Annotated in this window: 23 protein-coding genes; 17 read left to right on the forward strand and 6 right to left on the reverse strand. The window is 69.9% G+C overall.

Features of this window, described 5'->3' with window-relative positions; all coding sequences use genetic code 11:
* Nucleotides 1-43 precede the first annotated feature (43 nt).
* From pyrR to AC1MFI_RS12945, 13 genes are all read left to right on the forward strand, one after another.
* Entirely contained in the window at nucleotides 44-631 is a 588-nt protein-coding gene (gene pyrR / locus AC1MFI_RS12885) for a bifunctional pyr operon transcriptional regulator/uracil phosphoribosyltransferase PyrR (protein ID WP_479817370.1), read from the forward strand.
* Nucleotides 628-1,656 (forward strand): aspartate carbamoyltransferase catalytic subunit, encoded by a 1,029-nt coding sequence (locus AC1MFI_RS12890; RefSeq protein WP_479817372.1) that lies wholly within the window; start codon nucleotides 628-630, stop codon nucleotides 1,654-1,656. The genes pyrR and AC1MFI_RS12890 overlap by 4 nt, the downstream gene beginning before the upstream one ends.
* Nucleotides 1,653-3,026: a dihydroorotase gene (locus tag AC1MFI_RS12895; protein WP_479817374.1), complete on the forward strand. Its 1,374-nt coding sequence runs from the start codon at nucleotides 1,653-1,655 to the stop codon at nucleotides 3,024-3,026. The genes AC1MFI_RS12890 and AC1MFI_RS12895 overlap by 4 nt, the downstream gene beginning before the upstream one ends.
* Entirely contained in the window at nucleotides 3,014-3,562 is a 549-nt protein-coding gene (locus AC1MFI_RS12900) for a PH-like domain-containing protein (protein ID WP_479817375.1), read from the forward strand. The genes AC1MFI_RS12895 and AC1MFI_RS12900 overlap by 13 nt, the downstream gene beginning before the upstream one ends.
* Nucleotides 3,559-4,908: a glutamine-hydrolyzing carbamoyl-phosphate synthase small subunit gene (carA, locus tag AC1MFI_RS12905; RefSeq protein ID WP_479817377.1), complete on the forward strand. Its 1,350-nt coding sequence runs from the start codon at nucleotides 3,559-3,561 to the stop codon at nucleotides 4,906-4,908. The genes AC1MFI_RS12900 and carA overlap by 4 nt, the downstream gene beginning before the upstream one ends.
* Nucleotides 4,908-8,219 carry a carbamoyl-phosphate synthase large subunit gene (gene carB / locus AC1MFI_RS12910; RefSeq protein ID WP_479817378.1) on the forward strand — a complete coding sequence of 1,104 codons (3,312 nt, stop codon included), beginning with the start codon at nucleotides 4,908-4,910 and terminating at the stop codon, nucleotides 8,217-8,219. Before carA ends, carB begins: the two co-directional genes overlap by 1 nt.
* Entirely contained in the window at nucleotides 8,209-9,060 is an 852-nt protein-coding gene (gene pyrF / locus AC1MFI_RS12915; RefSeq protein WP_479817379.1) for an orotidine-5'-phosphate decarboxylase, read from the forward strand. Before carB ends, pyrF begins: the two co-directional genes overlap by 11 nt.
* A gap of 137 nt (nucleotides 9,061-9,197) precedes the next feature.
* Nucleotides 9,198-9,536: an integration host factor, actinobacterial type gene (gene mihF, locus AC1MFI_RS12920; protein ID WP_479817381.1), complete on the forward strand. Its 339-nt coding sequence runs from the start codon at nucleotides 9,198-9,200 to the stop codon at nucleotides 9,534-9,536.
* Nucleotides 9,537-9,546: 10 nt separating this feature from the next.
* Complete coding sequence (gene gmk / locus AC1MFI_RS12925) at nucleotides 9,547-10,116, forward strand: guanylate kinase (protein WP_479817382.1); 570 nt, start codon at nucleotides 9,547-9,549, stop codon at nucleotides 10,114-10,116.
* Between the two features lie 42 nt (nucleotides 10,117-10,158).
* Nucleotides 10,159-10,419 carry a DNA-directed RNA polymerase subunit omega gene (gene rpoZ, locus AC1MFI_RS12930; protein WP_055771293.1) on the forward strand — a complete coding sequence of 87 codons (261 nt, stop codon included), beginning with the start codon at nucleotides 10,159-10,161 and terminating at the stop codon, nucleotides 10,417-10,419.
* Nucleotides 10,420-10,450: 31 nt separating this feature from the next.
* On the forward strand, nucleotides 10,451-11,665 hold the full coding sequence (gene coaBC, locus AC1MFI_RS12935) for a bifunctional phosphopantothenoylcysteine decarboxylase/phosphopantothenate--cysteine ligase CoaBC (RefSeq protein WP_479817384.1): 1,215 nt from the start codon (nucleotides 10,451-10,453) through the stop codon (nucleotides 11,663-11,665).
* A 106-nt stretch (nucleotides 11,666-11,771) separates the two neighbouring features.
* Entirely contained in the window at nucleotides 11,772-12,983 is a 1,212-nt protein-coding gene (metK, locus tag AC1MFI_RS12940) for a methionine adenosyltransferase (RefSeq protein ID WP_479817385.1), read from the forward strand.
* Nucleotides 12,984-13,028: 45 nt separating this feature from the next.
* Nucleotides 13,029-15,179 (forward strand): primosomal protein N', encoded by a 2,151-nt coding sequence (locus AC1MFI_RS12945; RefSeq protein WP_479817386.1) that lies wholly within the window; start codon nucleotides 13,029-13,031, stop codon nucleotides 15,177-15,179.
* A gap of 76 nt (nucleotides 15,180-15,255) precedes the next feature.
* Here AC1MFI_RS12945 and AC1MFI_RS12950 read toward each other — a convergent pair whose 3' ends face one another.
* Genes AC1MFI_RS12950 through AC1MFI_RS12965 form a run of 4 tightly spaced genes read right to left on the reverse strand, consistent with a single transcriptional unit; the run spans nucleotide 15,256 to nucleotide 18,378 of the window.
* A complete protein-coding gene (locus AC1MFI_RS12950) occupies nucleotides 15,256-15,543 on the reverse strand; it encodes a hypothetical protein (protein ID WP_479817387.1) in 288 nt (95 codons plus the stop codon).
* Complete coding sequence (locus AC1MFI_RS12955; RefSeq protein WP_479817388.1) at nucleotides 15,543-16,676, reverse strand: glycosyltransferase family 4 protein; 1,134 nt, start codon at nucleotides 16,674-16,676, stop codon at nucleotides 15,543-15,545. The genes AC1MFI_RS12950 and AC1MFI_RS12955 overlap by 1 nt, the downstream gene beginning before the upstream one ends.
* On the reverse strand, nucleotides 16,673-17,545 hold the full coding sequence (locus tag AC1MFI_RS12960; RefSeq protein ID WP_479817389.1) for an alpha/beta fold hydrolase: 873 nt from the start codon (nucleotides 17,543-17,545) through the stop codon (nucleotides 16,673-16,675). Before AC1MFI_RS12960 ends, AC1MFI_RS12955 begins: the two co-directional genes overlap by 4 nt.
* Nucleotides 17,545-18,378 carry an aldo/keto reductase gene (locus AC1MFI_RS12965; RefSeq protein ID WP_479817390.1) on the reverse strand — a complete coding sequence of 278 codons (834 nt, stop codon included), beginning with the start codon at nucleotides 18,376-18,378 and terminating at the stop codon, nucleotides 17,545-17,547. The genes AC1MFI_RS12960 and AC1MFI_RS12965 overlap by 1 nt, the downstream gene beginning before the upstream one ends.
* Here AC1MFI_RS12965 and AC1MFI_RS12970 point away from each other — a divergent pair.
* A complete protein-coding gene (locus AC1MFI_RS12970; protein WP_479817392.1) occupies nucleotides 18,377-18,562 on the forward strand; it encodes a hypothetical protein in 186 nt (61 codons plus the stop codon). The genes AC1MFI_RS12965 and AC1MFI_RS12970 overlap by 2 nt on opposite strands.
* Before the next feature lie 32 nt (nucleotides 18,563-18,594).
* Here AC1MFI_RS12970 and AC1MFI_RS12975 read toward each other — a convergent pair whose 3' ends face one another.
* Nucleotides 18,595-19,590 carry a sugar-binding transcriptional regulator gene (locus tag AC1MFI_RS12975; RefSeq protein ID WP_479820877.1) on the reverse strand — a complete coding sequence of 332 codons (996 nt, stop codon included), beginning with the start codon at nucleotides 19,588-19,590 and terminating at the stop codon, nucleotides 18,595-18,597.
* A gap of 123 nt (nucleotides 19,591-19,713) precedes the next feature.
* A complete protein-coding gene (locus AC1MFI_RS12980) occupies nucleotides 19,714-20,979 on the reverse strand; it encodes a DDE-type integrase/transposase/recombinase (RefSeq protein WP_479816192.1) in 1,266 nt (421 codons plus the stop codon).
* Between the two features lie 204 nt (nucleotides 20,980-21,183).
* Between AC1MFI_RS12980 and AC1MFI_RS12985 the strand changes: the two genes are divergently transcribed.
* The 3 genes from AC1MFI_RS12985 to glpK all read left to right on the forward strand — a co-directional run bounded on the left by AC1MFI_RS12985 (nucleotide 21,184) and on the right by glpK (nucleotide 25,391).
* On the forward strand, nucleotides 21,184-22,926 hold the full coding sequence (locus AC1MFI_RS12985; RefSeq protein WP_479820879.1) for a glycerol-3-phosphate dehydrogenase/oxidase: 1,743 nt from the start codon (nucleotides 21,184-21,186) through the stop codon (nucleotides 22,924-22,926).
* 137 nt (nucleotides 22,927-23,063) lie between these two features.
* Nucleotides 23,064-23,807, forward strand: coding sequence for an MIP/aquaporin family protein (locus AC1MFI_RS12990; protein WP_479817393.1), 744 nt, complete (start codon nucleotides 23,064-23,066; stop codon nucleotides 23,805-23,807).
* A gap of 66 nt (nucleotides 23,808-23,873) precedes the next feature.
* Complete coding sequence (gene glpK / locus AC1MFI_RS12995; protein ID WP_479817395.1) at nucleotides 23,874-25,391, forward strand: glycerol kinase GlpK; 1,518 nt, start codon at nucleotides 23,874-23,876, stop codon at nucleotides 25,389-25,391.
* The last annotated feature ends 58 nt before the right edge of the window (nucleotides 25,392-25,449 follow it).

Genomic DNA, 25,449 nt, shown 5'->3' on the forward strand with positions numbered 1-25,449 from the left:
CTTTAAATTCCGTCCAGTGAGGCGGGGAAGGAGGAAGCGTGTTATGACCGTGCCTGCCTCGAAATCCGGCATCCACAAGCGCGTCGTTCTCGCAGAAGCAGATATCGACCGCGCACTCACGCGCATCGCCCACGAGATCCTCGAAGCGAACAAGGGCTCCCGCGATCTCGTGCTCCTCGGCATCCCGCGCAGGGGCTTTCCCCTGGCGCAGCGGCTCGCCCAGAAGATCGCGGCCGTGGACCCGTCCGTCGATGCGGACCTCATCACCGGGCAGCTCGACGTCACGATGTACCGTGACGACCTCCAGCGCAACCCCACCCGCTCGCCGCTCGCCACACAGCTGCCGCCGTCGGGCATCGACGACAAGATCGTGGTGCTCGTCGACGACGTCCTGTACTCGGGACGCACCATCCGCGCCGCCCTCGACGCCCTCGCGGACCTCGGACGCCCGCGCATCGTGCGCCTCGCGGTCCTGGTGGACCGCGGGCACCGGGAGCTGCCCATCCGCGCCGACCACGTCGGCAAGAACCTGCCGACGTCCTCCCGCGAACGCGTGCGGGTCCACCTCGCGGAGATCGACCTGATCGGCGGTTCCGCGGTGAACGAGGTCGTCATCGAGGACCGCCCGTGAAGCACCTGCTCAGCACCCAGGACCTCTCCGCCAGGAACGCCCTGCGCCTGCTGGATGTCGCCGAGGAGATGGCGGCCGTGGGGGAGCGGGAGATCAAGAAGCTGCCCGCCCTGCGTGGACGGACCGTCGTCAACCTCTTCTTCGAGGACTCCACGCGCACGCGCATCTCCTTCGAGGCAGCGGCGAAGCGCCTCTCGGCCGATGTCATCAACTTCGCGGCCAAGGGATCCTCCGTGTCCAAGGGGGAGTCCCTGAAGGACACCGCGCAGACGCTCGAAGCCATGAGCGCGGACGCCGTCGTCATCCGCCACCCCGCCTCCGGAGCACCGGCGCGCCTCGCCGCGTCCGGCTGGATCGACGCGGCCGTGGTCAACGCCGGCGACGGCACGCACGAACACCCCACCCAGGCCCTGCTCGACGCCTTCACGCTCCGCCGGCACTGGGCGCGGCTCGGCGGCAACGCCTCGCCCGGCAGCACCCTCGCCGGCATGAAGGTCCTGATCGTCGGCGACGTCCTCCACTCGAGGGTGGCCCGCTCCAACGTGTGGCTCCTGACGACGCTCGGCGCGGAGGTGCTGCTCGCGGGCCCGCCCACGCTGCTGCCGGTCGGCATCGGCTCCTGGCCCTGCACGGTGTACTACAACCTCGACGACGCCCTGGCCCAGCGGCCGGACGCCGTGATGATGCTCCGTCTGCAGGCCGAACGCATGAACGCGGCGTTCTTCCCCTCGACGCGGGAGTACTCGCGGCGCTGGGGTTTCGACGACGGCCGCCTGGCGCTGCTCGACACGATGGGCCTCGACGACACGGTGATCATGCACCCCGGGCCCATGAACCGCGGGCTCGAGATCTCCTCCGCCGCGGCGGACTCACCCCGCTCCACGATCCTCGCCCAGGTACGCAACGGGGTCTCGGTGCGCATGGCCGCGCTCTACCTGCTGCTCTCGGGGGACCACCACGACGAGCACGACGGCGGCCAGGACGACGAACCGCCCGCCACGACGCCGGAAGGACGCACCCAGTGACCACGAACACCAGCACCACCCCGGAGTACCTCGTCCGGGGTGCCTCCCTCCTGGGGGGAGCCCCCCGGGACCTCCTCGTCCGCGGAGGCGTGATCGCCGCCGTGGGCGCGACCGCGGCGGCCGACGCCTCGGCGGGGGCCGTTCCGATCGACGCCGGGGGCCTCCTCGCGCTGCCCGGCATGGTCGACCTCCACACGCACCTGCGCGAACCGGGCCGGGAGGATGCCGAGACGGTCGAGACCGGCTCGCGCGCCGCGGCGCTGGGTGGCTTCACCGCCGTGCACGCCATGGCGAACAGTTCGCCCGTTGCCGACACCGCGGGCGTCGTCGAGCAGGTGTACCGGCTCGGCCTCGCCTCCGGCTGGGTCGAGGTCCGGCCGGTCGGCGCCGTCACGGTCGGCCTGGCCGGCGAGCGCCTCGCCGAACTCGGCGCGATGGCGGAGTCCCGCGCGTCCGTCCGGGTCTTCTCGGACGACGGCATCTGCGTCTCCGACCCCGTGCTCATGCGGCGGGCGCTGGAGTACGTGAAGGCGTTCGACGGCGTCATCGCCCAGCACGCCCAGGAACCCCGCCTCACGGAGGGCGCCCAGATGAACGAGGGCGCAGTGTCGGCCGTGCTCGGGCTCGCGGGCTGGCCGGCCGTCGCCGAGGAGAGCATCATCGCCCGCGACGTCCTCCTGGCGCAGCACGTCGGGTCGCGGCTGCACGTCTGCCACGTCTCCACCGCCGGGTCGGTCGAGATCATCCGCTGGGCCAAGGCCCGCGGCATCGACGTCACGGCCGAGGTCACCCCGCACCACCTCCTCCTGACCGACGAGCTGGTCCGCAGCTACGACCCCGTCTACAAGGTCAACCCGCCGCTGCGCACGTCCGAGGACGTCCACGCGCTGCGCACGGCCCTCGCGGACGGCACGATCGACGTCGTCGGAACGGACCACGCGCCGCACCCGAGCGAGCACAAGGAGTGCGAGTGGGCTCAGGCGGCGATGGGCATGACCGGTCTCGAGACCGCCCTGTCCGTGGTGCAGCACGCCATGGTGGAGACGGGCCTGCTCGACTGGGAGGGCTTCGCCCGCGTCACGTCCGTGACGCCGGCGCGCATCGGCCGGCTCGGGCACCAGGGCCGTCCCCTGGCCGTCGGCGAACCGGCGAACCTGATCCTCGTCGATCCGGCCGCGCGCTGGACGGTCGATCCCTCGAGGATGGCGACGAAGGGCCGCAACAGCCCCTTCCGCGGGCTCGAGCTTCCCGGCAGCGTGCGTGCGACCTTCTACGCCGGCCATGCCACGGTGCTCGACGGGCGCCTGGCCACGCCCCGCCCGTCCGCAGGAGTGGCGAGCCAGGAGGAGGCACCGGCATGGAGTATCTAGGTGCCGTGGCCGTGGCGCTCGCCATCATCATCGTCATCGTCGCGCTGATGGCGCTCGGCTGGCGCAATCGCCTGCGCCGCCAGGCCGACGTCCCCGCACCGCCGGAGGAGCCGGCCGAGCTCGGACCGGTCCTCTACCAGGCCGAGGGCCAGTACGTGGCGACGACGACGGCGGGGGACTGGCTCGACCGCATCGCCGTGCACGGCCTCGGCCTCCGCGGCAACGCCCTCGTGACCGTGCACGCCGACGGTGTCCTGATCACGCGCACGGGGGCGCGCTCCGTGTTCATCCCGCGCGCGGACCTCACCTCGGTCCAGCTCGCCGGCGGCATGGCGGGCAAGTTCGTCGAGAAGGAGGGCCTCGTGGTGATCACGTGGCTCCTCGGACCCGAGCGTGTCGACACCGGCTTCCGCACCCGCCACGCCGCACACAAGGCCCAGCTCGTCGCCGCCGTCGCGGCGCTCGTGCCGGCCGACCCCCCAGCTACGACACACCACCGAACTCCACCGACCCCCGAAGGCAGGGAACAGCTGTGAGCCACGTCCAGACACACGCACCGGTCCATCGACAGGCACCCGCGGTGCTCGTCCTCGAGGACGGGCGCACCTTCCGCGGCCGCGCCTACGGTGCCGAGGGCACCGCGCTCGGCGAAGCCGTCTTCGCCACCGGCATGACCGGCTACCAGGAGACCATCACCGATCCGTCCTACGCGCGCCAGCTCGTCGTCCAGACGGCCCCCCACATCGGGAACACCGGGGTCAACGCGGACGACGCCGAGTCCCGGCGGATCTGGGTGGCGGGCTACATCATCCGCGACGCCGCCCGCCGGCCGTCGAACTGGCGCTCCGAGCAGAGCCTGGACGACCAGCTGCGCGAGCAGGGCGTCGTCGGGATCGAGGGCGTCGACACGCGCGCCATCACCCGGCACCTCCGCGAACGCGGCGCCATGCGCGCGGGGATCTTCTCCGGCGCGGACGCCGCGCTGCCCGAGGACCACCTCGTCGAGCAGGTGACCGCCCAGCCGTCCATGGCGGGCGCGCGCCTCGCGGAGGAGGTCAGCATCGGCGAGGCGTACGTCGTCGAGCCCGCCGACCACGGCTGGACCGGGGAGACCGTCGCGACCATCGCGGCGCTCGACCTCGGCATCAAGGCCATGACGCCCAAGCACTTCGCGCAGCGCGGCGTCCGCACGGTCGTCCTGCCTGCCGCAGCGACGTTCGAGGACGTCGTCGCGGCCCGGCCGGACGGCGTCTTCATGTCGAACGGACCCGGAGATCCCGCCACCGCCGACGCCCAGGTGGAGCTCCTCCGCCGCGTGCTCGACGCACGCATGCCCTTCTTCGGCATCTGCTTCGGCAACCAGATCCTCGGGCGCGCGCTCGGCTTCGGCACGTACAAGCTCCGCTACGGCCACCGCGGCATCAACCAGCCGGTGCTCGACCGCCGCACCGGCAAGGTCGAGATCACCTCGCAGAACCACGGGTTCGCCGTAGATGCCCCGCTCGACGGCCCGGTCGAGGCGCCGGCGGGAACCTACGGCCGCGTCGAGGTGAGCCACGTCAGCCTGAACGACGACGTCGTCGAGGGCCTGGCGTGCCTCGACCTGCCGGCGTTCTCGGTCCAGTACCACCCCGAGGCCGCCGCCGGCCCGCACGACTCCGCGTACCTGTTCGATCGGTTCATCGACCTCATGCAGGCCGAGAAGGCGAGCCCAGGGACCGGGGACGCGGTACGGGCCTCGGCCCTCGATGCCCCGTCCGAGTCGGCGGCGCTCGCGAATGCCGCCGCGGCGGAACTGGGAACGCACGGATCCAAGGTGACGGGCACGCAGCCCCGGACCAGCCCCACCGAACTGAGCAGCACAACGCAGGAAGAGAACTGATGCCCCGCAGAACCGACCTCAAGAGCGTCCTGGTCATCGGCTCAGGGCCGATCGTCATCGGGCAGGCCGCCGAATTCGACTACTCGGGCACCCAGGCGCTGCGCGTCCTGCGCGAGGAGGGCCTGCGGGTCATCCTCGTGAACTCGAACCCCGCCACGATCATGACCGACCCCGAGTTCGCCGACGCGACCTACGTGGAGCCGATCACCCCCGAGGTCGTCGCGAAGATCATCGAGAAGGAGCGCCCGGACGCGCTGCTGCCGACCCTCGGCGGGCAGACGGCGCTGAACACGGCGATCGCCCTGGACAAGAACGGCGTGCTGGAGAAGTTCGGCGTCGAACTCATCGGCGCGAACATCGCCGCGATCGAACTCGGCGAGGACCGCGAGAAGTTCAAGGGCGTCGTCGAGCGCTGCGGCGCGGAATCCGCGCGGTCCGCGATCATCCACTCGATCGACGAGGCCCTCGTGGCCGCGGACGACCTCGGGTACCCCATGGTGGTGCGGCCGTCCTTCACGATGGGCGGGCTCGGCTCCGGCCTCGCCTACACCGAGCAGGATCTGCGCCGGATCGTCGGCCAGGGCCTGCAGTACAGCCCCACGAGCGAGGTCCTGCTCGAGGAGAGCATCCTCGGGTGGAAGGAGTACGAGCTCGAGATGATGCGCGACAAGAACGACAACGTCGTGGTCGTCTGCTCCATCGAGAACTTCGACCCCGTGGGCGTGCACACGGGCGACTCCATCACTGTGGCGCCGGCCCTGACGCTCACCGACCGCGAGTACCAGCGACTGCGGGACATCTCCATCGCCGTCATCCGCGAGGTCGGCGTCGACACCGGCGGCTGCAACATCCAGTTCGCCGTCGAGCCCGACACGGGCCGCGTGGTCGTCATCGAGATGAACCCGCGCGTCTCGCGGTCGTCGGCCCTCGCCTCGAAGGCCACCGGCTTCGCCATCGCGAAGATCGCGACGAAGCTCTCCCTCGGGTACACGCTCGACGAGATCCCGAACGACATCACCCTGAAGACCCCGGCGTCCTTCGAGCCCACGCTGGACTACGTGGTGGTCAAGGTCCCGCGGTTCGCGTTCGAGAAGTTCCCGGCCGCGGACCCCACGCTCACCACCACCATGAAGTCCGTCGGCGAGGCCATGGCGATGGGCCGCAACTTCAGCGAGGCACTGCAGAAGGCGCTCCGCTCGCTGGAGCAGAAGGGTTCCCAGCTCTCCTACGCGCCGGTCCCCGCCGAGAAGGTCGACGCCCTCGTGGAGGCGGCCAGGCGCCCCACCACGGAACGGCTCTCGCAGGTGCAGCGCGCCCTGCTCGGCGGCGCGAGCGTCGAGCGGCTCTACGAGGCCACGGGCATCGACCCCTGGTTCCTGGACCAGCTCGTGCTGCTCAACGAGGTCGCCGAGGAGGTGCGCTCGGCGCCGGAGCTGACGGAGGAGGTACTGCGGCACGCGAAGCGCCACGGCTTCTCCGACGAGCAGATCGGCGCCCTGAGGCATACTCCCGACGCCGTCGTGCGCGGTGTACGGCACGCCCTCGGCATCCGGCCGGTCTTCAAGACCGTGGACACGTGCGCCGCCGAGTTCGCCGCCTACACGCCCTACCACTACTCGTCCTACGACGAGGAGGACGAGGTGGAGCAGCACGAGAAGCCGTCGGTCATCATCCTCGGTTCCGGTCCCAACCGGATCGGGCAGGGCATCGAGTTCGACTACTCGTGCGTCCACGCCACCATGGCGCTGCGCCAGGCCGGCTACGAGACCGTCATGATCAACTGCAACCCCGAGACCGTCTCCACGGACTACGACATCTCCACGCGCCTGTACTTCGAGCCGCTGACCCTCGAGGACGTCCTCGAGGTCATCGCGGCCGAACAGCGCACCGGCGGCGTGCTCGGGGTGTTCGTGCAGCTCGGCGGCCAGACCCCGCTCAAGCTCGCCCAGGAACTGGCGGATGCCGGGATCCCCATCCTCGGCACGTCGCCCGAGGCCATCGACCTCGCCGAGCACCGTGGCGCCTTCAGCCGCGTGCTCGATGCCGGTGGCCTCATCGCCCCGAAGAACGGCACCGCGGTATCCTTCGAGGACGCCAGGAAGATCGCCGACGAGATCGGGTACCCCGTCCTCGTCCGGCCGTCCTACGTGCTCGGCGGACGTGGCATGGAGATCGTCTACGACGAGGCCAACCTCTCCCGCTACATCACCAACGCCACGGAGATCACCGAGGCCCACCCCGTGCTGATCGACCGCTTCCTCGAGGACGCCATCGAGATCGACGTCGACGCCCTGTACGACGGCACGGAGATGTACCTCGGCGGCATCATGGAGCACATCGAGGAGGCCGGCATCCACTCGGGAGACTCCGCGTGCGTGCTGCCGCCCATCACCCTGGGCGCCGACGTCCTGCAGCGGGTCCGCGAGGCGACCCTCGCCATCGCGGAGGGAGTGGGCGTGCGGGGCCTGATCAACATCCAGTTCGCCCTCGCCTCCGACGTGCTCTACGTCCTCGAAGCCAACCCGCGGGCCTCCCGTACCGTGCCCTTCGTCTCGAAGGCCACGGGTGTGCAGCTCGCCAAGGGTGCCGCCCTCATCGGTACCGGCGTGACCATCGCCGAACTCCGGGGCGAGCACGGGCTGCTGCCGGCGCAGGGCGACGGCGGGTCGCTGCCGCTGGACGCGCCTGTCTCCGTCAAGGAGGCCGTCCTGCCGTTCAGCCGCTTCCGGACGCCGGAGGGGACGGTCGTCGACTCCCTGCTGGGCCCCGAGATGCGGTCCACGGGCGAGGTCATGGGGATCGACAAGTACTTCGACACCGCCTTCGCCAAGAGCCAGGCCGCGGCGAACGCGGCGCTGCCGATCGAGGGCAAGGTCTTCGTGTCCGTGGCGAACCGGGACAAGCGCGCCATCATCATGCCGGTCAAGCGCCTCGTGGACCTCGGCTTCGAGATCGTCTCGACCGGCGGCACGGCGGACGTGCTCCGCCGCAACGGCATCCAGGCGACGACGGTCCGCAAGGTCGCCGAGGGAACCGGCGCCCGGGGCGAGGGCACCGTCGTCGACCTCATCACCGAGGGCGGGATCGACATGATCATCAACACGCCGTCCGGCGGGCAGGCACGCGGCGACGGCTACGAGATCCGCGCCGCCGCCACGTCCTACGGACTGCCGGTCATCACCACCATCCCCGAGGTGGGCGCGGCCGTGCAGGCCATCGAGGCCATGCGCTCCTACGAGTGGTCGGTGACGAGCCTCCAGGAGCACGCGGCCAACCTCCGCGCCTCGACCGCAGCGCGCGATGCCTCCTGAGGCAGGCGCCGCCGCGCCCCGCGCCCCCTTCGGGGAACGGCTCGCGGCGGCCCGCGCGGCGAAGGGCAGCCTGTGCGTGGGCATCGATCCGCATCCGGCGCTGCTGGCCGCCTGGGGACTGGAGGACACTCCCGCGGGCGTCGAGCGGTTCTCCCTTGCGGTGCTCGACGCCGTCGGGCAGGTTGCCGCGGCACTCAAGCCGCAGGTAGCGCTCTACGAGCGCCACGGCGCACGGGGCCTGCTGGCCCTCGAGGCCCTCCTCGCCCGGGCGGCCGACGCCGGCGTCCTGACGATCGCGGACGCCAAGCGCGGAGACATCGGGTCGACGATGCAGGCGTATGCCGACGCCTGGCTGGGGGAGGGACGTCCGCTCGCCGCGGACGCCGTCACGCTCAACCCCTACCTCGGGTTCGAGTCCCTCCGGCCCGCCCTGGACCTCGCTGCGGCGACGGGGCGGGGCGTCTTCGTCCTCGCGCTGACGTCGAATCCGGAGGGCCGCACCGTCCAGCACGCCGGGGGGGACGCGTCGGTGGCGCGGTCGATCGCGCACGCTGCCGCCGCCGAGAACGCCGGCCCCGGGCCCGGTCACGTGGGCCTCGTGGTCGGCGCGACCGTCGGCGACGCCGCGCTGCGGCTGGGCCTCGACCTGCCCGCCCTCAACGGTCCCATCCTCGCCCCGGGGGTTGGCGCGCAGGGTGCCGGGCCGGCTGAGCTGGGTGCCGCCTTCGGCGCGGCGCTGCCGTTCGTGCTCCCGACCTCGAGCCGCGCCATCCTGGCCGCCGGCCCCGGTGCCGCCGAGCTCCGGTCGGCGGCGGAGCGGACGCGCGACGAGCTCGCCTGACGCCGGGGGACGCATTGATTTCAGGGGCGCCGTCCCGGTAGGTTCGGTTCAAGCCCGACCCTTGACCAACGATCCGACCCATCCATACGACGAATGGTCGCCGCCATCCGTGGTGCCGTCCAGCGCAGGGAGCACCCGTGAGCCTGAAGCCATTGACGGACGTCGAACGAACGCAGGCGCGCGAGAAGGCGACCGCGGCCCGCGTAGTCCGGGCGGACATCAAGTCGCGGCTCAAGACCGGTAAGCTTTCGGTGGCGGACGTGATCGAGAACCCGGACGGTGACGACGCCGTGGGCCGCCTCAAGGTCCTGGACCTCCTCAAGGCACTGCCCGGCGTCGGCGACGTGCGGGCGGCCGCCATCATGGCGGAGGTCCGCATCGCCGCCACGCGTCGCGTGCGGGGCCTCGGGATCCACCAGCGCAAGGCCCTCGTGCAGTACCTCGAACAACATCACTCTGGCCCGGCCAGTAAGTAAGGAATCCTTCGTGTCACAGCCCCGGCTGACAGTCCTCGCCGGCCCGACGGCCGTCGGCAAGGGAACCGTCTCGACCTACATCCGGGACAACTACCCCGAGGTGTGGCTCTCCGTCTCGGCGACCACCCGCCCGCCGCGCCCCGGCGAGGTGGACGGAGTGCACTACTTCTTCGTCTCCGCGGACGAGTTCGACCACCTCATCGCGGAGGGGCAGCTGCTGGAGTGGGCCGTGGTCCATGGGCGCAACAGGTACGGAACACTCCGGCGCACCGTCCAGGCCGCGATGGACGAGGGCCGCACGGTACTCCTCGAGATCGACCTGCAGGGCGCGCGGCAGGTCAAGGAGTCCATGCCGGAGGCCAATTTCGTCTTCCTCGCTCCGCCCAGCTGGGAGGAGATGGTGCGCCGCCTCGTCGGCCGCGGCACCGAAACACCGGAGGAACAGCAGCAACGGCTGGAAACCGCTAAACTGGAACTTGCCGCCGAGCCGGAATTCAACCACACCGTCGTCAACGACTCCGTGGAGCATGCGGCAGACGAGCTCGTATCACTGATGGGACTGCGTCCGCTGCAGCGCTGAGAAGCCCCGCATCAGCCGTTCCGCCTAATATTTGGAGAATTTGTGTCAACTCAGCCCGAAGGCATCATCAACCCGCCGATCGACTCTCTGCTGGAGGCCTCGGACTCGAAGTACGCCCTGGTGATCTACGGTGCCAAGCGCGCCCGCCAGATCAACGCGTACTACTCCCAGCTCCACGAAGGCCTGTTCGAGTACGTCGGCCCGCTCGTCGACACCAAGCTGAACGAGAAGCCGCTCTCCATCGCGCTGCGCGAGATCAACGAGGGCATGCTCGTGTCCTCGCCCATGGAGCAGTCCGAATAGTCCCCGCGGTCCAGGAGGCGACGGACAACCGGTGCGCGTAGTACTCGGAGTCGGAGGAGGGATCGCGGCCTACAAGGCCGCATCCCTCCTCCGACTTTTCACGGAGGCGGGGCATGATGTCACGGTCATCCCGACGGACGCGGCGACCCGCTTCGTGGGCACCGCCACCTGGGAGGCGCTCTCGGGCCACCCCGTGAGCAACAGCGTCTGGGACGACGTCGACAAGGTGAACCACGTGCGCCTGGGCCACGAGGCCGACCTGATCGTCGTCGCACCCGCCACCGCGGACGTCCTGGCCCGTGCCGCCGCCGGCCTCGCCAACGACCTCCTCACCGGCACGCTCCTCATGGCCCGCGGGCCGGTCGTCATGGCACCGGCGATGCACACCGAGATGTGGCAGCACGCTGCGACCCGGGCGAACGTCGACACCCTCCGTGCCCGAGGCGTCACGATCATCGAGCCGGCGTCGGGCCGGCTCACCGGAGCGGACTCAGGGCCCGGCCGGCTCCCGGAGCCTGCCGACATCCTCGCCGCGGCCATGGCCGTCGCCACCCGTCCGGTCGGGACCGGATCCCTGCAGGGCCGGCGCGTCACCATCTCGGCCGGTGGCACGCGTGAGGCCCTCGACCCCGTGCGGTTCCTCGGCAACCGGTCATCCGGCAAGCAGGGCATGGCCCTCGCCGAGGCGGCACTCGCGCAGGGAGCGCACGTGACCCTCATCCTCGCCCACGCGGAGGTACCCCCGCCGCCCGGGTGCGACGTCCTGCGGGTCGACTCCGCGCTCCAGCTGCGCGACGCCGTCCTCGAGGTGCTCCCCACCACGGACGTGCTCGTCATGGCTGCGGCCGTGGCGGACTTCCGCCCCGCCGAGGTCGCGGCGGCCAAGATCAAGAAGAACGACGACGGGACGGACCCCGTGCTCACCCTCGTGCGGAACCCCGACGTCCTCCGCGAGGCCGTGCTCGCCTGCGAGGGCCGCGAGCCGCGCCCGGTCATCGCCGGTTTCGCGGCCGAGACCGGGGACGCGACGGCGGACCCCCTCACCCACGCCCGCGCGAAGCTCGCGCGGAAGGGCTGTGATTTCCTCGTGCTCAATGTCGTCGGCACGGAGCTGGTCTTCGGAGAGGACTCGAACGAGGTCACGATCCTCGGTGCGGACGGCGGGCAGTCGGCATCGGTGAGCGGCTCGAAGCGGGTGGTCGCGGACGCCGTGATCGGCCACGCAGCCCGGCTGCTGACCCGCTGAGCCCTCGTCCGCCCGGCCCGGGCGCGCTGTAGGACCACGTCGACGCCCGCGGTCGTGCCGCGCAGCACCGAGCCGTACTGTCCCTCCAACCAAGTAGAGTGGGCACGTGAATTCACCCAGTACTGATTCCTCCCTGCGCCTCTTCACATCGGAATCGGTCACCGAGGGCCATCCGGACAAGATCTGCGACCAGATCAGCGATGCCATCCTCGACGGCCTCCTCGAGCAGGACCCCGACTCCCGTGTCGCGGTCGAGACGCTCGTGACCACGGGCCTGGTGCACGTCGCCGGCGAGGTCACCACGGAGGCCTACGTCGAGATCCCGGACATCGTCCGGAGGACCATCCTGGGCATCGGGTACGACTCCTCGGCCAACGGCTTCGACGGCGCCCGCTGCGGCGTCTCCGTCTCCATCGGGCAGCAGAGCGCGGAGATCGCCTCCGGCGTCTTCACCTCGCTCGAGACCCGCGAGGGCACGGGCGTGGACCCGTACGACGCGCAGGGCGCGGGCGACCAGGGCATCATGTTCGGCTACGCGAGCGATGAGACGTCGGTGTTCATGCCCACGCCCATCTGGCTCGCCCACCGCCTGTCGGAGCGCCTCACCACGGTCCGCAAGGACGGCACCCTGCCGTACCTGCGCCCGGACGGCAAGACCCAGGTCACCATCGGGTACGACGGCGACCGCCCGGTTTCCATCGACTCCGTCGTGATCTCCTCCCAGCACAGCGCCGACGTCTCGCTGGAGGACCTGCGGGCCGACCTCGTGGACCACGTGATCACCCCGGTCCTCGCCGATTCCGAGCTCGACGCGTCGGCGGTCCGCCACATCCTCAACCCGGGCGGCGCCTTCATCATCGGCGGTCCGGTCGGCGACGCCGGCCTCACCGGTCGCAAGATCATCGTGGACACCTACGGCGGCATGGCCCGGCACGGTGGCGGTGCCTTCAGCGGCAAGGACCCCTCCAAGGTGGACCGATCGGCCGCCTACGCCATGCGGTGGGTCGCGAAGAACGTCGTCGCTGCCGGGCTCGCACGCCGCGCCGAGATCCAGATCGCGTACGCCATCGGCATGGCGCAGCCCGTGGGCATCTACGTCGAGACCTTCGGCACCGAGACCGTGGATCCGCGGGCCATCGGTACCGCCATCCGCGAGGTCTTCGACCTCCGCCCGCTCGGCATCATCAACGCCCTCGACCTCAAGAAGCCCATCTACCAGCGCACAGCGGCGCACGGCCACTTCGGCCGGGAAGAGGACGGCTTCACCTGGGAGCGCACGGATCGCGTGGACAAGCTCCGGAGCTACTTCAACGCCTGACACGGGAGGGGGGAGCCGCAGGCGCAGGCCGGGCGCTGCAGCATCATGACGGACACCACGCGGGGCACCGGTACGAACGGTCAGTTGTCGCTGCTGCACGGCTTCGGCGCGGCAAAGCTTCCACAGGCCGATCCCGAGCGGGCGTCCTCGCTGCCGATCGCACGCGTGGTCCTCGACGCCCAGTTGCCGCACCTGGACAGGTTCTTCGACTACTCCGTGCCCGCTGCGATGGACGCAGAGGCCCTGCCGGGCGTCCGGGTCAGGGTGCGGTTCGCCGGGCGCGAGCACTCCGGTTTCCTGGCCGAGCGTGTCGAGGAAGCCAGCACCACGGCAACCCTCCTGCCGCTGGGGAAGGTCGTCTCGCCCCAGCAGGTCCTCACACCGGAGGTGCTGGCCCTGGCCACGGCGGTCGCCGCGCGCTCGGTGGGCACCGTCAGTGACGTCCTGCGGTCCGCCGTCCCCCCGCGGATGGCGCGCGTCGAAGCGGAGTTCCCCCTCGCGCTCCCTGCCGCAACCCCTGAGGCGACGGCGGAACCGGCCGACTCCGGCAGCTTCCGACGCTACGTGAACGGGGCCACCTACCTGCAGCACCTCCGCGCGGGCGAGTCTCCCCGCGCCGTGCTCACGAGCCTCGGCGGGTACGGTGCCACGGCCTGGACGGAGGAGATCGCCGACGCCGTGGCGGCCGCAGCCGCCTCCGGACGGGGATCGGTCGTCGTGGTCCCCGACCAGCGGGACCTCGCCCGGGTGGAGGCCGCTCTCGCCGCCCGCCTCGGCGTGTCCTCCGTGGCCCGCCTCACGGGCGACGACGGCGCAACGCCCCGGTACCGCAACTTCCTGCGCATCCTGCACGGTACGGCGACCGTCGCGGTCGGCACGCGGTCGGCCGCCTACGCGCCCGTGCGGAACCTCGGCCTCGTCTGCCTGTGGGACGACGGCGACGACCAGCACGTCGAGCAGCGGGCGCCCTACCAGCACATCCGGGACGTGCTGCTGCTGCGGGCCGAACACGAGGGAGCCGCGGTGCTGCTCTCGTCCTTCGCGCGTACCACGGAGGCGCAGCGCCTCGTCGACACGGGGTGGGCCCACGCCATCCAGGCCGACCGCAGCGAAGTGCGGCGGGCCGCTCCGCGCGTCGTCCACGCTGCCGACGCCTACCAGATGGAACGCGACCCCCTCGCCGCGCAGGCCCGCATCCCGCACGCCGCGTGGGCGGCGGCGCAGGCAGGACTGCGGCACGGTCCCGTCCTGCTGCAGGTGGCGCGCACGGGCTTCTCGCCGGCGCTGGCCTGCGACCGGTGCCGCCACCCGGCGCGTTGTTCCGTGTGCGCGGGGCCGCTCGCCCAGGCCGGGCGCAACGCGCCCCTGGCCTGCCGCTGGTGCGGACGCCCGGACAACCACTGGTCCTGTTCGGAGTGCGGTGGCACCCGGGTACGGGCGACAGTGGCGGGTGCCACCCGGACGGCGGAGGAGCTGGGCCGGGCGTTCCCCGGAGTGCCTGTCATCTCGTCGGCGGGCGAGCACATCGTCGACGCCGTGCGGGACGTGCCCGCCGTCGTGGTCGCGACACCGGGCGCCGAGCCCGTGGCCGCCGCCGGATACGCAGCCGTGATCCTGCTCGACGGCAACGCCCTGCTCAGCAGGGAGTCCCTGCGGGCCGGCGAGGACGCCCTGCGCCGCTGGTTCTCCGCCGCGATCCTCGCGAGACCGTCGACGGCGGGCGGGACGGTGGTGATCACGGGCGACGACGACGTCGCGGTGGGCCACCTCGTGCGGTGGGACCCGGCCGGGGCCGCGTCGCGTGAACTGGCCGAACGCCACGAGCTCGGGCTGCCCCCCGCCGTCCGGTACGCGGTGCTGACCGGGACGCGCGAGGCCCTCACGCATTTCCTCGAGGGGTTGGACACCGAGGGGGCCGCTCGCGTCGTCGGTCCTGCACCGGTACCACCGGACGTCCGCCGGGACGCCATGCTCGCCGCCCGTGCGGCCGCGGACCCGAAGCGCCGCGCCGACCGGATCGGCGCGCCCTCCACCGACGTCCTGGCGGGACAGGGCAGCCACCGTGTCCTCCTCTTCTTCTCCTACCGGGCCGCCGCCGGCATCACGCGGCAGCTCCGGGCCCGTCGTGCGGCGCTGTCCGCCAGGAGGACGGGCGAACCGGTCCACATCCGCCTCGACGCGCTCGACGTCCTCTAGCCGGGAGGGCGCCGCGGGGCATCCATGGAGGGGGTGTCCGTGGGGGTGCCGACCGCCGGGTCCCGCCGGTACGATCTCACGGCGGGGGTACCGGATGCCATCCGGCGGAGTCGACCTCGATGATCGCGGGTGCCTCGCCGCCCACGCCCCTCCTGCGCAGGGCGCCTTCGACGTCCCCTCCCGACGCCGTGACCGTGAAGACCTCGCCACGGTACAGATCGGCTGTCTCCTCCACGAGGGCCACGACGGCCTGGCACCCGTCGGCGTCGAAGCGCCCCGCGATGCGCAGCCGGGAGAGCCAGGCCGGCGGTACGGCGGCAGCATCGAGGAGGACGGCAGTCGCAGGGCACTGGAGATCCGCCATCAGGAACCCGGTGCCGCCCGCTGTGCAGCAGCTGCCGGACCACGGGGGCCCGACCGCCGCCGGCCGTGCTCGGCGATGGCGCGCCGGCACGCCTCCCGGAGCTGCTCCGCGGAGGCGGCCCAGGAGTAGGCGGACGCGCGATCGAGCCCTGCCCGGGAAGCCTCCGCCCAGCGGCCGGGCTCCTCGAGGGAGCGGACCGCCGCGGCCACTGCGCCAGGATCATCCGGGTCGACGAACAGCGCCGCGGCCCCTCCGACCTCGCGGAAGATCGGGATGTCGCTCGCGATCACGGGTGTACCGGTGCCCATCGCCTCGATGATGGGCAGTCCGTAGCCTTCCGCCCTCGAGAGCGTGACGAGCGCGGCGGCGTCGTCGAGCAGGTCCTCGTACTCCCCGTCCGTCACGCCCCCGTGGAAGACGACGCCGCCCGCGGCGGGTGCGAGCGCCTCGAGTTCGGCGCGGCGTTCGGGCGAGATGCGGCTCAGCAGGTGGAGCGTATGGCCGGGCAGGAGGGCCATCGCGCGGACGAGTGTCTCGACGTTCTTGTAGGGCATGAAGGAGCCCATGTAGAGCAGCGACGCGGACCGCGGGGCGTCGGCATCGCGACGCCGCTCCGTCGGCTGGGGGGCATTGCCCACGAGCAGGACGGGCCGGCGCGTGAGGCGGTGCCGGCGCATGAGGTCCGCCGTCGTGTCGGAGATCGTGGCAACCACGTCGGCCCGGTCCAGCAGGAGCCGCTGGGGCCAGTAGCCCAGGTGGTAGAGCCGCCACAGCAGGCGCACCGGGAGCGGGAGGAACGACGGCGGCGTCGGGTTCTGGTAGTAGATGAGGTCGTGCAGGGTGAGGACGAGGGGATACCTGCGTCCCCACGAGCCCATGGTCTGCATGGGACACACCACGACGTCGGGAACCAGGGCATTGATGCGCCGGGCCACGAACAGTTCCGCGGGGGAGAGCGGGCTGTTGAGCAGGACGTGCGGTACGTCCGGCAGGAGGGCCAGTTGCCGCTGGTCGCTGATCAGCATGACGACGTCGTCCGTCTCTGCGAGCGCGGCGATCAGGCTCGCACCGTAGCGGCTGATGCCGTCATGGTGGTCGGTGCGCGTGAAGCGCGCGTCGAACAGGATCCTCATGCGGGGACGTCCTCCAGGAAGGTCTCGATGAGCCGAGCGGCGTCCCGCGGCTTCTCGTAGTGCACGAGGTGGCCGACGTCGTCGATGACGTCCAGGGTGGCGTTCGGCATCAGGGCTGCGAGCTCGCGCTGGCTGGCGACCGAGCCGATGTCATCCTGCTGTGCGGCGATGAGCAGCACCGGCAGGTCGAGCTCACGCGCACGGTCCCTGACCGTGCCGGAGATGGACGACCGGAATGCCTCGAGGACGACCCGGCGGCTGGCGAACGAGCTGAAGTAGGCGTCGTGCTGCCCATGGATCCAGCGACGCAGCGTGCGGTCCTTCGTCTTGGCCATGAAGACGCTCATGGCGCGGACGATCACCGGATTGGCCAGGAGTGCACGGCCGGCGGCCTCCGGGAGGCGGTCCGCGGCCAGGTAGTAGCCTTCGGCGACCCGCGATGCGAACCGGCTCGGGCCTTCGAGGGCGGGGGCGCTGATGGGGTTGACCAGAACCAGGGACCCGGCGAGCCCCGGTGCGAGCGCTGCCGCCTCGGCCGCGATGATCGAACCGAAGGAGTGACCCAGCAGTACCCGTGGCTCCGGAGCCAGGCTGCGCGTGGTGTCCGTGATGAAGCGGGCGTATGTGGCGGCGTCGTGCGTGCCGCGCAGTTCCTGGCCGTGCCCGAAGCCCGGCAGGTCGGGGAGGAGGACCCGGTGGGCGGGCAGTTCCTCGACGAGGCGCAGCAACCCGTGGTGATCGCCCCGGAATCCGTGCACCATGACGATCGTCCGGCCGCGGAGGCCGTCCTCCCGGTCGACCGGAGGGAAGTCCCATACCCGCTGGAGCGTGCCCTCCCACCTCACGCTCCGCACGGTCGCTCCGCGCATCAACCCACCGTGTCCGGGTGCGAGCCGAACCGCTGGTTGCGGTCGAGCGCGTCGAGCGCCGCGAGGTGCGCGTCGTCGAGCGTGAACCCGAAGATGTCGAGGTTGGAGCGGATGCGCTCACGCGAACTGGCCTTGGGGATGGTCAGGACGCCGAGCTGGTGGTGCCACCGGAGGATGACCTGCGCGGGCGTGCGCCCGAGTTCGGCCGCGATGCGCCCGATCTCCGGGTCCACGAGCACGTTCCCGCGTCCCAGCGGACTCCAGGCCTGCGTGGTGATCCCGTGCCGCTCGTGGAAGGAACGCAGTCCGCGCTGCTGGAGATACGGGTGCAGCTCGACCTGATTGAGGACGGGGACCACCCCGGTCTCGGCCAGCAGGCGCTCGAGGTGCGCCTGCTGGAAGTTCGAGACGCCGATGGAGCGGACGCGGCCGTCGGCGCGGAGCCGTTCCAGTGCCCGCCAGGTGTCGACGTACAGGTCCTTCGAGGGGCACGGCCAATGGATGAGGTAGAGATCCAGCTGATCGAGGCCGAGCAGCTCCATGCTCGCGTCGAACGCCCGGAGCGTGGCCTCGTAGCCGTGGTCCGCGTTCCACACCTTGGAGGTGATGAACAGCTCCTCCCGTGTCCCGGTCCCGAGGTGCCGGCGAACGGCGGCACCGACGCCGGCCTCGTTCCCGTACAGAGCCGCGGTGTCGAGCAGGCGGTACCCGACGTCGAGCGCCGTCGAGCAGAGCTCCTCCGTGTCCTCGCGGGGGACTTTGTAGACGCCGTACCCGAGCACGTCCATCAGGGTGCCGTCGGCGAGCGCGGTGCGCGGTACCAGGGAGCTCATGGGGGAACTCTACCGAGGTGGAACCCGCCGGCGCGGCGCCGTCGACGACACGCGCGCCGATCCGGCGGCCAGTTCCACCATCGAGGTGTACTGCCCGCCTGTGAACAGCCCCATGATCGGCGCCGTCGCCTCGGCCACGGAGTCGACACCGGCTCCGCTCACCGTCCAGCCGCCGGCACCCTGAGCCCTGCCCCGGAGAAGGCACCCCAACCCTGCCTACGTGTGCACGAGCCGCCGGGCCGATCCCTCGTCGAGGATGAGGTCGGTCGCCAGTCCCGCGGCGAGGGCTCCGCGCAGCCCGTCGATCTTCGACTCTCCGGAGACCACGCAGATGCGGCGCGGCACGGTCCGCAGGTCGTCCAGGTTGGGTCCGGTGCTGCGGGCGTTGAGCAGGATGTCCCGGTGCGTCCCGTCCGCACGGAAGAACATGGTGGCGACATCGCCCACCACCGTGTCGGTCTCGAGGGTCTCGAGGTCTTCCCGGTCGAGGTAGCCGCCGCTGTAGACATGGCTCGGGATGCCCGCGCCGATGGAGCCGACGCCGAAGATCGCCATGGTCATGCGTCGCTGGAGGTCGAGGATGCGCCGCACGCTGCGTTCCTCCCACATCGCGGTCTTGGTCTCCGCGTGGTCGAAGAAGGCGGGGACGGGGAACTGTTCCACGCGCGCGCCGTAGGCCTGTCCGAAGCGGCGCAGGATCTCGCTGGCATAGGTGATCCCGGTGGTCTGGGTGTTGCCGGCGCCATTGAGCTGCACGATCGTGCTGTCGTGGGTCTGCTTGCGCGTGAGGTGGTGGCTCACTGCACTCAGGGTGGACCCCCAGGCGACACCCACGATCGCGTTCGAATCAACGAGTGGTCCGATGGTCCGCGCGGCCTGGATCGCCACCCGGTCCAGCACCTCCGAATCGCTGACCGAGTCGGAGACCGGCACCACGTGGGCCTCCACGCCGAAGCGGCGCCGGATCTGCTGTTCCAGCGCCGGCGCCCGCTCCGAGGGGTTGTTGACCTGGATCTGCACCAGTCCGGTCTCCCGTGCCGTGGACAGCAGCCTCGAGACCGTGGAACGCGAGGTGCACAGCTCGCGTGCGATCGCGTTCATCGTGAGGTCCTGGAGGTAGTACATCTGGGCCGCCCGCAGCGCGTCGCGCGAACGGTTGCCCTGCAGCTGCTCCGCGGCTGCGAGGTCCGCTCCCGCACCGCCACTCGTCATCGTCATTCGGCCAGTCTGGCCTCTGGTGCACGTTTGTGCAATCGGCCGTGATGCCTCACGGTCAAGTCCCCGGGAAGTGATCCCCCGTGCCTCATGTAAAAGTCCCCGCGAAACAGGTCCGGGTCAGCCGTAGAGTTTGATCCAATCGGCCTCGGGCATTGCCCGAGCGGCTTGGTCCTCGAGCTCCCGCTCCAGGCGCCGAGTCGGGATCGCGGCCAAGGCGATCAGCCGTTGCTGGATCGTGTCGATCTCAGCGGCGATCTCAACGACGTTCAGCGAGGCCTTGTAGGTGGCCAGCTCCTGCTGTTGGGCTGGGTTGAGGACTCCGGCATCGAATAGCCGCTGGTAGGGGGTGCGGGGTTTGTCGTAGACCCGGCGACGACGCCCGATGGCATCGGCGGTGTAGCCGGTGGGCTTGGTGGTGGGGGTGAAGTAGTTCAGCCGGTCACAGACCAGGTCCCAGAGTCTGTTAAGTAGTTCGCGTTGGATCGCGGTGTCGTAGCGGTAGTAGAACCCGTAGCGGCGGACCAGGTGGTTGTTCTTCGACTCGATGGTGGCCTGATCGTTCTTCTGATACGGCCGGGACCGGGTGTAGAAGATCTTCCGCTCAGCAGACCAACCCAACACCTGGTGGTTGATGAACTCGCTGCCGTTGTCGGAGTCGATGCCGGTGACCATAAACGGCACCGTGGTGATGAACTCCTCAAAGGCGGCGACGATGTTGACCATCGCGTTATTGCGGATCGCGCGGGTGAAGACCCACCCGGTATGCATATCGGTGAAGTTCACCGTCCGGGCGAACTCACCCTTCAAAGTCGGCCCGCAGTGGGCCACGGTGTCGACTTCGAAGAACCCTGGTTCGGCTTCGATTTCATCGCCTGCTTTGCGCACACTGATGGAGTTGCGCAGCAGTTTGCCCGGTTTGGTGGCGGACTTCCCTCGGATAGGGTCCCTGGCCTTCGCTGGTGCCAGGTACCGATCGATGGTGGCTGCGCTCATGGCCAGCAGTTCAGTCCGGACCTGCTGGCTATAGCGGTCTTGGCCAGGAACCAGGGCCCTGGCGGCTTCCATCGCCTGGATCCAGTCAGCCATTGAGGCGGCGAGGTATTTGCCGCAGATACCCCCGGCGGTGGCCCACACGTGCTGTAAGACTTTGATCGCGTCGTAGGAGTACTTCCGGCCCCGGCTCTTGCGCCGATCGATCACTGCCACAGTGGCGGTAGCGCGTCCTCTGGGCTGGGTCAGCCGGCGTCGTAGCTGCTGGCGGGCATGATCCCGGTTCCAGCCGGTGACCTCGACCAGTTGGTCCAGAATCTTCGACTTGTCCTTCTTCGAAGCGGCCTCGTAGGCGGCAGCGTATTTCTTGGTGATCTCGACCCTGGTGGCCAACGAGACATCCTTATCCGGCATACCCCATCGTCGCCGAACCCCACCCCGTCCTTTGCCGGGGACTTTTCTATGAGGCACGACCCCTGGCTACGCGGGGACTTTCTCTGAGTCTCGTCGTCGGCTTGACTGGTATTCCCAGCGCTCGAAGAATTGAATGTGCAGTACCCATTCCAGACATTGACGTTACGGAGTAGCACCTTGAGCATTCCAGCCGGCCGGACGAACGGTGAAGGCACAACAACCTCGACCCGCACCGTGGTGCAGAAGCTCAGGGACAAGCCCCGGGCCTCCGTGCTCGTGATCGGTGGCGGGATCAACGGGGTCGGCACGTTCCGCGACCTCGCACTGCAGGGTATCGACGTCGCGCTCGTCGAGCGGGGCGACTACTGCCAGGGGGCCTCTGGCGCGTCCTCGCACATGATCCACGGAGGCATCCGCTACCTCGAGAACGGCGAGTTCCGCCTCGTCCGGGAATCGGTCATCGAGCGGAACGCCCTCCTGAAGATCGCACCGCACTACGTGAAGCCGCTGCAGACCACCATCCCCATCTACACCACCTTCTCGGGCATCCTCTCCGCACCCATGCGCTTCCTGACGCACCGCCAGGGCAAGCAGGTGGAGCGCGGCGCCGTGCTCATCAAGGCCGGCCTCACCATGTACGACTTCTTCTCGCGCGACGGCGGCAACGTGCCCCGCCACTCCTTCGTCGGCCGCAAGAAGGCGCTCGCCGCCATGCCCGACCTCCGCAAGGACATCAAGTACGCGGCGACCTATTTCGACGCCTCCGTGCACAACCCCGAACGACTCACCCTGGACGTGCTGCGTGACGGGCAGGTGGCCAATCCTGCTGCCCGCGCCGCGAACTACGTCAGCGCCATCGGCAACAGCGAGGACGGCGTCCTCCTGCGCGACGAGCTCTCGGGCGAGACCTTCACCTTCCAGGCCGACGTCGTCGTCAACGCGACCGGTGCATGGACCGACGGCACCAACGCCACCCTCGGCGTGGAGACCCTCTTCATGGGCGGCACCAAGGGTTCGCACATCGTGCTGGACCACCCCGAGCTGCTCAGGGCGTGCAACGGCACGGAGATCTTCTTCGAGCACCTCGACGGCCGGATCGTGCTGATCTACCCCATGGGCGACCGCGTCCTCGTGGGCACCACCGACATCGACGTGGACGTGAACGAGCAGGCCGTCTGCACCGATGAGGAGATCGACTACTTCTTCGAGCTGATCGGGCACGTGTTCCCGGACATCGCGGTGTCCAGGGACGACATCGTGTACAGCTTCTCCGGAGTCCGGCCCCTGCCCCGGCATGACGAGACCCAGCCCGGCTTCGTCTCACGGGACTACCGCATCGAGAAGCGCGAGGAGAAGCTGGGAGGCCGCTCCGTCACCACCCTCAGCCTCGTCGGCGGCAAGTGGACCACGTTCCGCGCGCTGTCCGAGCACCTGGCGGACGAGACACTTGCAGCCCTCGGCGCGTCCCGCAGGACGTCCACCGCGGGCGTCCCCATCGGCGGCGGGAAGGACTTCCCGAAGGACGAGGCGGCTGAGCGTGCCTGGATCAGGGAGGCCGTCCGCCCGGGCTTCGACGACGCCCGGGTCGGGGTGCTGCTGACCCGTTACGGAACGCGGGCGAGGAATGTTCTGGAATACCTCGCCCAGGGCAGCGACAGGATGTTTAATTCCACCAAGGAGCTCAGCACGCGGGAGCTCGCCTACATGGTGGAGCACGAGCAGGTCGGCCACCTGATCGACGTCCTGATCCGCCGGACATCGCTTGCTTTCCGGGGCCTCGTCACCCAGGAGCTGCTCGCGGAGCTCGCCGAGACCCTGGCTCCGCTGCTGGGCTGGGACGCCGCGGAATCCGCGGCGGAGATCGAGCTGGCCGAGAGAGTCCTGGCCGAGGCCCACAGGGTGCAGGTCAAGAGCCTGACCTCGTAGCGGCGCCGCCGCGAGGAGGTCGAGTCGCTGCTCGACGCAGCGATGCAATGCCATCGGCAGAGGTTGCCGGGGGGAACCAACGGGTGCCGTCGAGGCGGCGGCACCCGTCGATAAATGAATAGATGGAGGAGTCAAAGATGTCTCTGGAAGTATTTGTGGCCGAGGCTTTCGGCACAGTGCTGCTGTTGTTGCTCGGTACCGGTGTGGTCGCGAATGTCGCGCTCGCCAGGACCAAGGGAAACAACGGCGGCTTTCTCATGGTCAACTTCGGCTGGGGCCTCGCGGTCTTCGCCGGTGTCTACGTGGCCGCCCTCTCAGGCGCCCACCTCAACTTCGCGGTCACCGTCGGTCTCTGGGTGAACGGCGACACAGCCGAATTCGCGCCGGGCGTGGACAAGAACTTCGTCAACGCCATGGCGTATCTCGCAGCCCAGATGATCGGCTCGATCGTCGGCGCCGTCCTCTGCTGGCTCTCCTACAAGCAGCACTTCGACGAGGAGCCGGACCCGGCCAACAAGCTCGGCGTCTTCTCCACCGGTCCCGCCATCCGGTCCTACGGCTGGAACCTCGTGACCGAGATCATCGGCACCTTCGTGCTCGTGTTCGTCATCCTGTCCTTCGGCAACACGCCGTCGGGTCTCGGCCCCCTCGCGGTCGCACTGCTCGTCGTCGGTATCGGCGCGTCGCTCGGTGGGCCGACCGGCTACGCCATCAACCCGAACCGCGACCTCGGCCCCCGCATCGCGCACGCCCTGCTGCCGATCCGTGGCAAGGGCAGCAGCGACTGGGGCTATGCATGGGTGCCGATCGTCGGCCCCATCATCGGTGGTGCCCTCGCAGGCATCGTCATCCAGTTCGTCGCGTTCCCGGCTGCAGCCTAGGCCCCTACTCACGACCGGCGGCTGCCTGCAGCCGCCCCATCTTGTCATCCAATGAAGGAGTAAGACATGTCGCAGCAGTACGTCATCGCCATCGACCAGGGCACCACGTCCAGCCGGGCCATCGTGTTCGACCACAAGGGCGATATCGTGTCCACCGGGCAGAAGGAACACGAGCAGATCTTCCCGCGGGCCGGCTGGGTGGAGCACGACCCCGCCGAGATCTGGGGCAACACCCGTGAGGTCATCGGCTCCGCGCTGTCCAAGGCAAACCTCACCCGGCACGACATCGCCGCCGTCGGCATCACCAATCAGCGCGAGACCGCCGTCGTCTGGGACAGGACCACCGGCAAGGCGGTGTACAACGCCATCGTCTGGCAGGACACCCGCACACAGAACATCGTCGACGACCTGGCGAAGGACGGCGGCGTCGACCGGTACAAGCAGAAGGTCGGCCTCCCGCTGGCCACCTACTTCTCGGGCACCAAGATCAAGTGGATCCTGGACAACGTCGACGGAGCGCGCGAGAAGGCCGAGGCAGGAGACCTCCTGTTCGGCAACACGGATTCCTGGGTCACCTGGAACCTCACGGGGGGCACCGACGGCGGCGTGCACATCACCGATGTCACCAATGCCTCGCGTACCTTGTTCATGGATCTCGAGACCCTCTCCTGGGACGAGTCGATCCTCGCGGACTTCGGCGTGCCCGTGTCGATGATGCCCGAGATCAGGTCCTCGTCCGAGGTCTACGGCACGGTGCACACCTCGCAGCTCCTGCGCGAGACGCCGGTGGCCGGGATCCTGGGCGACCAGCAGGCTGCCACCTTCGGCCAGGCCGCCTTCGCCAAGGGCGGTGCGAAGAACACCTACGGCACGGGCAACTTCATGATCGTGAACACCGGCGAGGAGATCGTCCACTCCAAGAACGGCCTGCTCACGACGGTCTGCTACCGGCTCGGGGACGCGAAGCCCGTCTACGCGCTCGAGGGCTCCATCGCCGTCACCGGCTCACTCGTCCAGTGGCTCCGTGACAACCTCGGCATCATCAAGAGCGCGCCGGAGGTGGAGCAGCTCGCCACGACCGTCGAGGACAACGGCGGCGTGTACATCGTGCCGGCGTTCTCGGGCCTCTTCGCCCCGTACTGGCGTGCTGACGCCCGCGGCGCCATCGTCGGCCTGACCCGCTTCGTGAACAAGGGCCACATCGCACGAGCAGCGCTCGAGGCGACGGCTTTCCAGACCCGCGAGGTCCTGGACGCGGCCAACGCGGACTCCGGCGTGAACATGGAGGACCTCAGGGTCGACGGCGGCATGGTCGCCAACGACGCTTTGATGCAGTTCCAGGCCGACATCCTCGGCATCCCGGTCATCCGACCGAAGGTCACGGAGACCACGGCGCTCGGCGCCGCGTACGCCGCGGGCCTCGCCGTCGGATTCTGGAAGGACACCGACGAGCTCGCCACGAACTGGGCCGAGGACAAGCGCTGGAACCCGTCCATGGACGAGGCCGAGCGCGAGCGTCAGCTGCGCCTGTGGAAGAAGGCCGTGACCAAGACCTTCGATTGGGTCGACGAGGACGTGCGCTAGCAGGACCGGCTCCACGCAGGGCACCTCCGGTCCGTCCCTCGACGGACCGGAGGTGCCT

The organism is Arthrobacter sp. BC5, assembly GCF_056680255.1.